This is a genomic window from Calothrix sp. CBUCES-K 9914 (assembly GCF_059640475.1).
This window is the reverse complement of sequence record NZ_JBXXZH010000324.1, coordinates 1-9215: the sequence shown is the minus strand read 5'-3', so window position 1 is coordinate 9215 and position 9215 is coordinate 1. Positions and strand designations below refer to the sequence as shown.

The 9215-nt window shown below is 39.4% G+C and carries 6 protein-coding genes; 5 read left to right on the top strand and 1 reads right to left on the bottom strand.

Annotated elements, in window-relative coordinates; genetic code table 11:
• Nucleotides 1-42 precede the first annotated feature (42 nt).
• The 4 genes from AC2JBO_RS39805 to AC2JBO_RS39790 all read left to right on the top strand — a co-directional run bounded on the left by AC2JBO_RS39805 (nucleotide 43) and on the right by AC2JBO_RS39790 (nucleotide 6590).
• Nucleotides 43-1539 (top strand): class I SAM-dependent DNA methyltransferase, encoded by a 1497-nt coding sequence (locus AC2JBO_RS39805; RefSeq protein WP_496959150.1) that lies wholly within the window; start codon nucleotides 43-45, stop codon nucleotides 1537-1539.
• A gap of 35 nt (nucleotides 1540-1574) precedes the next feature.
• The gene (locus tag AC2JBO_RS39800) at nucleotides 1575-2180 is read left to right on the top strand and encodes a Uma2 family endonuclease (protein WP_496959149.1); all 606 of its coding nucleotides are present in this window, start codon (nucleotides 1575-1577) and stop codon (nucleotides 2178-2180) included.
• 288 nt (nucleotides 2181-2468) lie between these two features.
• Complete coding sequence (locus tag AC2JBO_RS39795) at nucleotides 2469-2897, top strand: Hsp20/alpha crystallin family protein (protein WP_496959151.1); 429 nt, start codon at nucleotides 2469-2471, stop codon at nucleotides 2895-2897.
• Between the two features lie 585 nt (nucleotides 2898-3482).
• Nucleotides 3483-6590, top strand: a complete 3108-nt coding sequence (locus AC2JBO_RS39790; protein ID WP_496959148.1) for a plasmid replication protein, CyRepA1 family — start codon at nucleotides 3483-3485, stop codon at nucleotides 6588-6590.
• A 204-nt stretch (nucleotides 6591-6794) separates the two neighbouring features.
• On the opposite strand, the gene AC2JBO_RS39785 is transcribed toward AC2JBO_RS39790, so the two are convergent.
• Complete coding sequence (locus AC2JBO_RS39785; RefSeq protein WP_496959147.1) at nucleotides 6795-8180, bottom strand: PIN-like domain-containing protein; 1386 nt, start codon at nucleotides 8178-8180, stop codon at nucleotides 6795-6797.
• Between the two features lie 507 nt (nucleotides 8181-8687).
• On the opposite strand from AC2JBO_RS39785, the gene AC2JBO_RS39780 reads away from it, so the two are divergent.
• On the top strand, nucleotides 8688-9215 hold a 528-nt coding region (locus tag AC2JBO_RS39780; RefSeq protein WP_496959146.1), incomplete at its 3' end, for a restriction endonuclease subunit S.

Below are 9215 nucleotides of genomic sequence, written 5' to 3'. Positions count from 1 at the left end.
TGCGTAACAGCAGGTTAATTTTCGTTTGTGTTGAGGTTTGTAATGGCTGTTACGCACCCTACTGTTATATATAAAGCTAACTTGAACGCGACTAACGATATTGGACAAAAGCTGTGGAACCTCTGCCACGTCCTTCGGGACGACGGTATTACCTACCTACAGTACGTTACAGAGCTAACTTACCTGCTGTTTCTCAAAATGGCACAGGAAACAAATAGAGACACACAGCTTCCCCTTGGGTATCGCTGGAGTGACTTGGTTTCTAAGGATGGTATTGAACAACTTAACTTTTACCGCGCGCTTCTTTTACAACTTGGAACCAGTGCTTCACAACGTGTACAAAGCATATTCGTAAATTCCCAAACTGCGCTTAAACAACCGCGCATACTAAAAAAGTTGGTAACTAGTATTGATGAGTTGGACTGGTACTCTGCAAAAGAAGAGGGGTTGGGTGATTTATACGAGGATTTATTAGAAAGAAACGCATCCGAGAAAAAATCTGGCGCCGGACAATATTTTACACCACGTCCTCTCATTGATTGCATGGTGGAATTAATCAAACCCCAGGCAGGAGAACTCACACAAGACCCGGCCGCAGGAACTGGGGGCTTCGTAATTGCCGCAGATAGATATATAAAGCGACACACTGATGATTTATTTACACTTAGCGAAGCGGAACAATCATTTCAACGCTATCAAGCTTTCTACGGCATTGAATTAGTACAGGACGCTCATCGGTTGTTACTGATGAATATGTTATTACATGGCATTGAAAGCGAAGTTTCTTTGGGTGATACATTATCTAGTGATGGGCAACAACTACCCAAAGCTGATGTAATTTTAACTAACCCCCCCTTTGGTACTAAAAAAGGTGGTGGTTTACCAACGCGCGAGGATTTTACATTTCCTACCAGTAACAAACAGTTAGCGTTTCTACAACATATATATAGAGGGTTAAAACCTGGAGGACGCGCGGCAGTTGTATTACCTGATAACGTATTGTTTGAAGATGGTCAGGGACGTAACATCCGCGCTGACTTGATGGATAAATGCAACCTGCATACAATTCTAAGACTGCCTACAGGGATATTTTACGCCCAAGGTGTCAAAACTAATGTGCTATTCTTCCAGCGTGGCGCCAGTGATAAGGGTAATACAAAAGCAGTATGGTTCTATGATATGCGTACCAATATGCCAGCTTTTGGTAAACGCACACCTTTAACCAAGGAGCATTTTAAACCGTTTGAAGAAGCTTATGGTGATGATCCCAATGGTAACAGCGCGCGTGTGGATGAAGGGGAAACAGGAAGATGGCGCCGTTTTACCAGGGAGGAAATATCTAAACGTGGAGAAAACCTAGATATTACCTGGTTACGGGATGAAAGCTTACAGTCGGGGGATAATTTACCGGAACCGGAAATTATTGCTGCTGAGATCATGACTAAGCTGCAAACTGCGATGGATGAGATGGAAGCGTTAATGCTGCTATTGGAGGGAGACCCAGAGACCGAAGCGGAAACGGAAGCGTTATTAGAATAGAGATAAACAAAATCAAAAAGTTGGGAAGGGGATATATGACCGCACAACTTCCAGTTACAACAGAAATAAGCCCAATGGTGATACAATTTCATCCAATTGTGTCGCTGACAGATGACCAATTTTATGATTTTTGTCAGCTTAATAAAAATTACCATATTGAGCGTAGTGCAGCAGGGGAAGTTATATTTATGTCTCCCACGGGTACAGAAACCGACCAACGTAATTTTGATTTAATAGTGCAACTAGGTATATGGGTAAAAAAAGATAATACTGGGGTGGGGTTTGGTTCCAGCGGTGGGTTTACATTACCATCAGGTGCGGTGCGTTCTCCAGATGCAGCATGGGTAAAAAAGACACGTTGGGAAGCAATACCCGTAGCATTGCGTAAAAAGTTCGCTCCTATATGTCCAGAATTTGTAATTGAATTACGTTCTGATTCGGATGTTTTAAAGACTTTGAAAGATAAGATGGAAGAGTATATTACAAATGGTGCTTTATTAGGTTGGTTAATTGATAGAGTTAACCGTAAAGTTTATATTTATCGTCCTGGTGCTGCGGTAGAAGAGTTAAAGAATCCTGCTACGTTAAGTGGGGAGGATGTTTTACCTGGGTTTGTATTGGAGTTAAGTTCGGTTTGGTAAATTGTCGAAAAAACCAGCGGGTATGAATAATATTACAGTCTCGGCGCCTACACATTCCTATGTGGGTATGAAAAACATCACACAACGGCGCCTACACAATTAATATCGGGTTTACCGTACCAAGATTATTCGTATTAGCATCACCTCTAAATATCTGTTCGGTTTTCATTAATATAAAAGTGATATAAGCCGTATTTGCAACCATTTCAAGCTTTATTACTATAGGGACATATGAAACGATATACAGAACGAATCAATCGATACTTACTTGAAAAGGAGCGAAGCAAAATGTTAGCACGTTATAACCCTTGGGAAGAAATGAACGCAGTTACTCGCCAACTAGATTCATTATTTCAGGACATGCAGGCGCCTACATTTAGAACTCCTGCTGCTGAACTACATGAAACCGACGAAGCAGTACATCTTAAATTAGAACTTCCTGGTGTAGAAGCCAAAGACGTAGACATCGAAGTTACCGAAAACGCAGTTAAGGTTGTAGCTGAACGCAAGACAGAAACCAAAACTGACGACAACGGTAGAACCAGAACAGAATTTTACTACGGCAAGTTCCAACGTGTAATTCCCCTACGCGCGCGTATTCAAAACACTGCCGTAACAGCAGAATACAAAGACGGTATTTTAAACTTGACATTACCTAAGTCAGAAGCAGAAAAGACCAAGGTAGTCAAAGTAAACCTTGGGGAAATCTCCGCGTAAGCGAAAATGTCAATTGGTTGAAAATGTGATATGAATATGGCACCCAGTCTCAAGTAGAGGCTGGGTTTTGATTTATGCGGCGCCACCTCTTAATTACCTTTGAATTTCCTGATAATCAAGCATTCGTAGAAATTCGCCCATCCGCAGTTTCTACGCAAACCTTACCATATTCCAGGCTATGCACTTTTAACTCACCCTCATACTGCGCGCGCTTGATGCAACTGTTCCCTTGCACTTTGGGCGCCCGGTCTCATGTAGAGGCTGGGTTTTTTGTTTATATAGTTTCTCGTGTAATTTCTTCTAGGCGCCCTTGACACTTGTGTCCCCATTGAGCTGTAAGATCACTCTGTCCTTAAAAAAATAGACCCTCCCTGCTTTTAACAAGGGGGGACAATCTATTTAAATTTGAATGTCACAATTGTATCAAATTTTCTTCCGCTTATATCGGGAAGAAGAAAGAAAAATCGCTGAAATCAGCTCAGGTAGCGGAAATCACAATTCTTTTTTCTTCCACCCTTACAGAAGCACACGTAATCTTTCATACTCATCCTCTGGTTATTGCAGCTTAAAGGGGGGTGAAAACTAATGAAAGATAATACTCCACTCTTTTACCCCAATGACTTGACAGAGGCTGAATACAACGAATTAGCGGTACTAAGTGCTATTCATCCTGCACTAATTGAGGCTAATTTTATTCACATAGAAGGCGCCTTAGTTTATACCTACTTATTCATCTCAGACCAAATTAAACGCCGCAATACAGGAAGGGTTACGGATGGTTATTTGAGACAGTATCAGTACGCAGAAAATGGAGGAATCTGGATTAGTGGTTTAGACCCAGACAATGACTGGCGCCCAATGGAGTGGGGACGCTTTAAGCCGACCATTCCCCGCATTGACTGGGAGAAGGGTAAACCCATTAAATACGAGTCGCCGCCAAAAGCACCCAACCGCGTCACTTATTTTGCTGTTCCTGACTGTATTTGGGAGTTAGTAGCACGACGATACAAAATCAACTATCTTTCGGAAATTGCCTTGAGTCTTAAGGATGGACTACCTCCACTCACGTTCTGGGAATGGGTACAGCGTCATCCAGAAATCCCAATTATTTTATGTGAGGGTGAGAAAAAAGCCGCTTGCTTGATGAGTTTGGGGTTTGTTGCAATTCCTCTCCCTGGTATTTGGGGGGGAAGAGTTGGTAAGAAAGATTTTAATGAACACCTGCACCCTGACTTAATGCATGTAGCGCTTCATGGGCGCAAATTTATCATCCTTTTTGACTATGAAACAAAACTTAAAACTCGTTGGGCTGTTCACCAAGCAATCATGCGTACTGGCGAAACAATTAAAGCGGTTGGTTGCGGTTGTGAAGTTGCATCGCTCCCTGGTTCTGAAAAAGGTATTGATGATTTTGTTGTTGCTCGTGGCGCTCCTGCAAACGAGTTACTAACTGCGATTATTAACGATGCTAAAGAACTTAAAGATTATCAGCGTTCGTACTTTCTAGGCGCCAACCGAGGATTAAGCAATAAATATCCCGCAGATATTCGCGTTAATGTTAAGTACTTATCGGAAGCTGTGCGTTTACCAGAAGCTGGAATGGTAGTAATTTCGAGCGATATGGGAACTGGTAAGACTGAGTTACTCGTAAAATGGCGTTCTTTGAACCCAAACGCGCGTTTTCTCAATAACGGACATCGAGTGAACTTGTTAAAAAACCTTTCAGAACGTCTTAAAACCCAGATGTACACTGAGTTAGGTTATGGAGAATTAGCAAACGCTCAAGCTCTCAGCATCACTATTGATAGTTTGTACAAACTCTATACTTCGGCGCTTAAATATGACTGCGTGTTTATAGATGAAGCTTGCCAGTACCTCGTCCACCTATTACATAGCAAAACCTGTAGAGAACACCGCTTTTCAATTCTAGAAGTTTTGGAATATATTGTTTACAACGCGCGCTTAGTTGTGATCGCCGATGCACATATAGACGATATAACTGTAAATTTCTTCCGGGCAATGCGTCCACCTGGAGAAAAACCACTAATTATTGTAAACCAATGGAAAAATGGTGGGCGCCATGTTTTTTGGTATGAGGGGGATAATTCTTCTGCTATAGTTGCCCAAATTTCTGCATCATTACTTGATGGTGAGAAAATTATGGTAGCTTGCGACTCGAAAAGAGCTGTTAAAAAATTAGAGCATCTACTTTTAGCAGCGGGGATGAAAATTAAAGGTGGTGAAGAAAGTACTACGGGACCATCTTTAACAGCTCCCCCCTTCCGCATCTGGTCAATACATTCAGAAAACTCTGGCAGCGAAGAAAATGTTGCCTTTATCAAAGACATAACTAACGCTGTAAAAGATACAGATGCACTGCTCACATCTCCTAGCTTAGGAACAGGTGTAGATATAGGTGGGGATCATTTTGACTCGGTTTTTGGAATATTTCATGGAGTATCCCAAACAGCGACCGAGTGCGCTCAACACCTGTACCGCTTCCGTTTCAAAGTACCACTTCATGTATGGGTGGCGCCAAGACCTCCCTTTGGTTACAAGGACACCAACCCCAAAAAAATCAAAGAAAATTTACTACAAACCAACTCATTAACAGCTTTCTTACTCAAAATTGACCGGGAAACTGGTAAACGTGGCGCCGAAAAAGATTGGGCATTAGAAGCATATTGTCAAATTGAAGCAAAACGCAACCAATCAATTAACAACCTACGCGAAGATTTACGCGACTTATTACAAGGAATGGGTAATATAATTAACCCTCAAGGTATTGAGGATGATGCTCAAACAAAACAACGTTTAATAGATGCTGCTAAAGCTTTAGATGCTGCTTACTGTGCAGACGTAGCAAGAGCTAGAGACATTAAGCGCACAGAATACCAAGAGCGTCAAAGTAAAGATTACCTCAAGCCAGAAGAGGTTTTTGAATGTGAAAAATTCCGTATAAAAGAAGCATATGGCATAGAGGTTACATCTGAATTAGTAGCAAAAGACAAAGGAGGGAGATTAAACCGAGAAATTGGCTTCTTAGAAGGAACATTGGCGCCGAGTGAAGAAACAATAACTGACCCCAACACAGGTAAAACATACCCCTTACCACCATCTCTAGTTACAGATAAAGACCGCCAAGAACGTTTGTATTTGAGGTTATCTATGGACTGGACAAATAATTCACCAGGATGGACAGCAATGTCAACTTTAGGGTTTCCAAAAATCTTAAAACGTCTAATGGATGGAGAGGAAATTACTGCTACTGACCCGGAATTGGTACAAATGACTCAATTAGCCATACATCTGGCGCCTCACATCAAACTAATTTTAGGATTCACAGTTCCCCCAGACTGCAAACCAATATGGTTACTAGGAACTCTACTTGACAAAGTGGCATTAAAACTAGTTAGTCGTAAAATTGGTGCCAGAGGAAAACAGGTCAGACACTACTCACTATCGTCAGAAGAGTTAGACTTTGCATTGAAAGTAATCAAACATCGGCAAAACAAACGCGCCGAAAAAGAAGAACGCTTAAGGCAAGTCGAAGAAGATCAACGACGATACCAAGCTGGAATAGAGGTTATGTATGGAGTGGCGCCAGTAACTTCAACCGTATCCACACACCCCCGCTCGGGATATAAACCATCAAAGGGAGACGTAGATACATTCATGGGCAAATTTCATTGAAAACGAATAAATTTGCCCCAAAATGATCTCTTAAAAATCCGAACGGTTGTTTGTAAGGTGTAAGAATTAAAGTGAGCTTGTAATGAACCGCGCGACTTAAAGAGAGCGGTACAGTTCGTGCTGCCATCATTCGGGCATTAATTTTAATGAACTTGAATTATTAGCATAGACATACAGATGTAAACTTTTCTATTTATTTTATTGCTATTGATTCAAATTGGAGTCGATATTTTCTTGAGAGTTGTTATTAGAAGATAAATTTTGTGTCCTAGCACTAGCATATTTAAGTGCCTTTGCATAAGAACTAACATTGTCAATTTTTGATGCTTCTAGTGCTGTTTCAAAAATACGTAAGTTAATTCTTGATGCTTCTAGCGCTGTTTTCATAATATTTGTATCAATTTTTGATGCTTCTATTGCTGTTTTCATAATAATTGGGTCAATTTTTGATGCTTCTAGTGCTGCTTTGAATGCATTTGATGCTTCTAGTCTTGATGCTTCTAGTACTGCCTTTAATCCACCTAGTGCTTCTGATGCTGACTTTAATCCACTTGATGCTTCTAGTCTTGATGCTTCTAGTACTGCCTTTAATCCAATTGATGCTTCTGTTGACTGCCGTACTAGTTCTTTAGCAAAGTCAAAAGTTTCGATTTCTTCTAGTTGTTTATTTCGCTTTTTTATTAATTGCTCTTCTTCATTTTTAATTCTAATATCTCTAGCTTCCTCAATTGCTTCTTGTTGATGTGGAAGGTTAAGAAATTTTTCAGCATAATCCATAAATCTATCACTAGAATACATGTAGAAAATTACGTCTGCTGTTGACTGCATCTCTTCGACTAACTCCGGTCGAGGACCATTGTTCTTTCCTTCATATATCCACCACCAATCTTCTTTACTATCATCTGTTATAAATACAAGAGGTTTTTTTTGTAATTTTGCATAATCAATTAATTGCTGCCAAATAATAAAATCTCCATATTTTTCTGGATTTTCTTTATTATTATCTTTATAACCGGGTGGTATTTTGTCATTAAACCTTTGTTCTGCCCGTTTATAAATAGCATCTAATTCGTCTTTTGTGTAACTATTACCAATGTTTTCAGCTAATATATCGTCTAATTTATCACGAAGGTCATCAAGGTTTTCTGATTTGTGTTGTAATTCAGATGTGTTGAGAATATCCTGTGATTTTTTTAAAGCTTCTTCAAATGCTTCTTCATGTATTTTTTTGATTTCATTTATATTAAGAAAGGCATGTTTATTATATTTGTTTAAAGTTTCGTTTAATGCATTTTTGAATGAATTGAGGTTATCTTTTAGATTTTTCTCTATTTTTCTGTATGAATCTATTTGTTGTGATATTACTTTCTGGCGTTCTTTTTGGTACTCGTAGGCTGCTTGATATGGAACCCAAATTCTATTTTGTAGCTGGCTCAAAATATCAAAAAATCTTTCTCGTGTTTTAGGAGTATAGCGATAAATATTCAATAAGATATTAGCATCAAAAGCAAATATACACTCTTGCCAAATTTCTTTAAATTCATTTTCCCTTGGTTGGTAGTAGCCAGGGAATAGGTTACGCATATTCATTATATTTATTGTCATTATACAGCTATTACATTCTAATGTTAAAAGCCAATAACAGAAATAGCTTTTTTTACGTTGTTTGGAATTATTTCGAGACACCTATGTAATATCCCGGAGTTACTGTTATCATATATACATTAAAATCTGAATTGTAGCTAAGTGTTCATCAAGATAACAGTAAAATAGAACACATTGTAAAGTTTTGTGTGCGACCAGCTTGATAGAAGCTCACTACAACTGATATATTGCCATAGACCCCAAGATAAAAGGGTATATTATTGACCCAATATTTGACAGAATTACAAAAAAGTTGTAAGTGCATATGATTAGAGCAACTAACCAAAGGTAACAGTGTTTCGGCTTAATCATACAGGTTACTGTGGAAAAATATGATGAATCGATGGGTTAGTAAGTCAGCTAGTGGTGTCATGATTTAATATTGATAATACAAACGTGCGCTTCTTTTGGTAAGGTATATGAGTTACAAATCAAGGATTGGGGGGAGGAGCATTGATAGAGTTTGGTGAATTACCAGATAGCTGGATTTTGGCAAATTTAGGAGACATCGTTCTTAGTATTCAATATGGACATACTGCTTCAGCAACAGAAAAAGCAATCGGTCCCAAATTTCTACGCATAACTGACCTTCAAAATAATTCAGTTAATTGGGATACTGTTCCATTTTGTCAATGCGACGAAACCTATAAATATGAGCTAAAGAAAGGTGATATTGTTATTGCTAGGACTGGTGCAACAACAGGTAAAAGCTTTTTACTTACAGAAATACCAGAGCCTGCAATTTTTGCTTCATATTTAATTAGACTTAGCACTTCTAATATTTTCCCACCAGAATACATTGCCTTATTTATGCAAAGTATTGATTACTGGCGCCAGATTACTGTTATAAGTAAAGGTTCAGCACAACCCGGTGCCAATGCTTCAATACTTTCTACATTATCTATCCCCCTCCCCCCTCTCAACGAGCAACGGCGCCTTGTCACCAAAATAGAAGCGCTCAAAACAAGAAGCCAACGTGTA

Bases quoted from the DNA above. Each gene is read 5' to 3' on its own strand.
- AC2JBO_RS39795 (WP_496959151.1), top strand. From the start codon at position 2,469: ATGTTAGCACGTTATAACCCTTGGGAAGAAATGAACGCAGTTACTCGC.
- AC2JBO_RS39790 (WP_496959148.1), top strand. From the start codon at position 3,483: ATGAAAGATAATACTCCACTCTTTTACCCCAATGACTTGACAGAGGCT.
- AC2JBO_RS39785 (WP_496959147.1), bottom strand. From the start codon at position 8,180: ATGAATATGCGTAACCTATTCCCTGGCTACTACCAACCAAGGGAAAAT.
- AC2JBO_RS39800 (WP_496959149.1), top strand. From the start codon at position 1,575: ATGACCGCACAACTTCCAGTTACAACAGAAATAAGCCCAATGGTGATA.
- AC2JBO_RS39805 (WP_496959150.1), top strand. From the start codon at position 43: ATGGCTGTTACGCACCCTACTGTTATATATAAAGCTAACTTGAACGCG.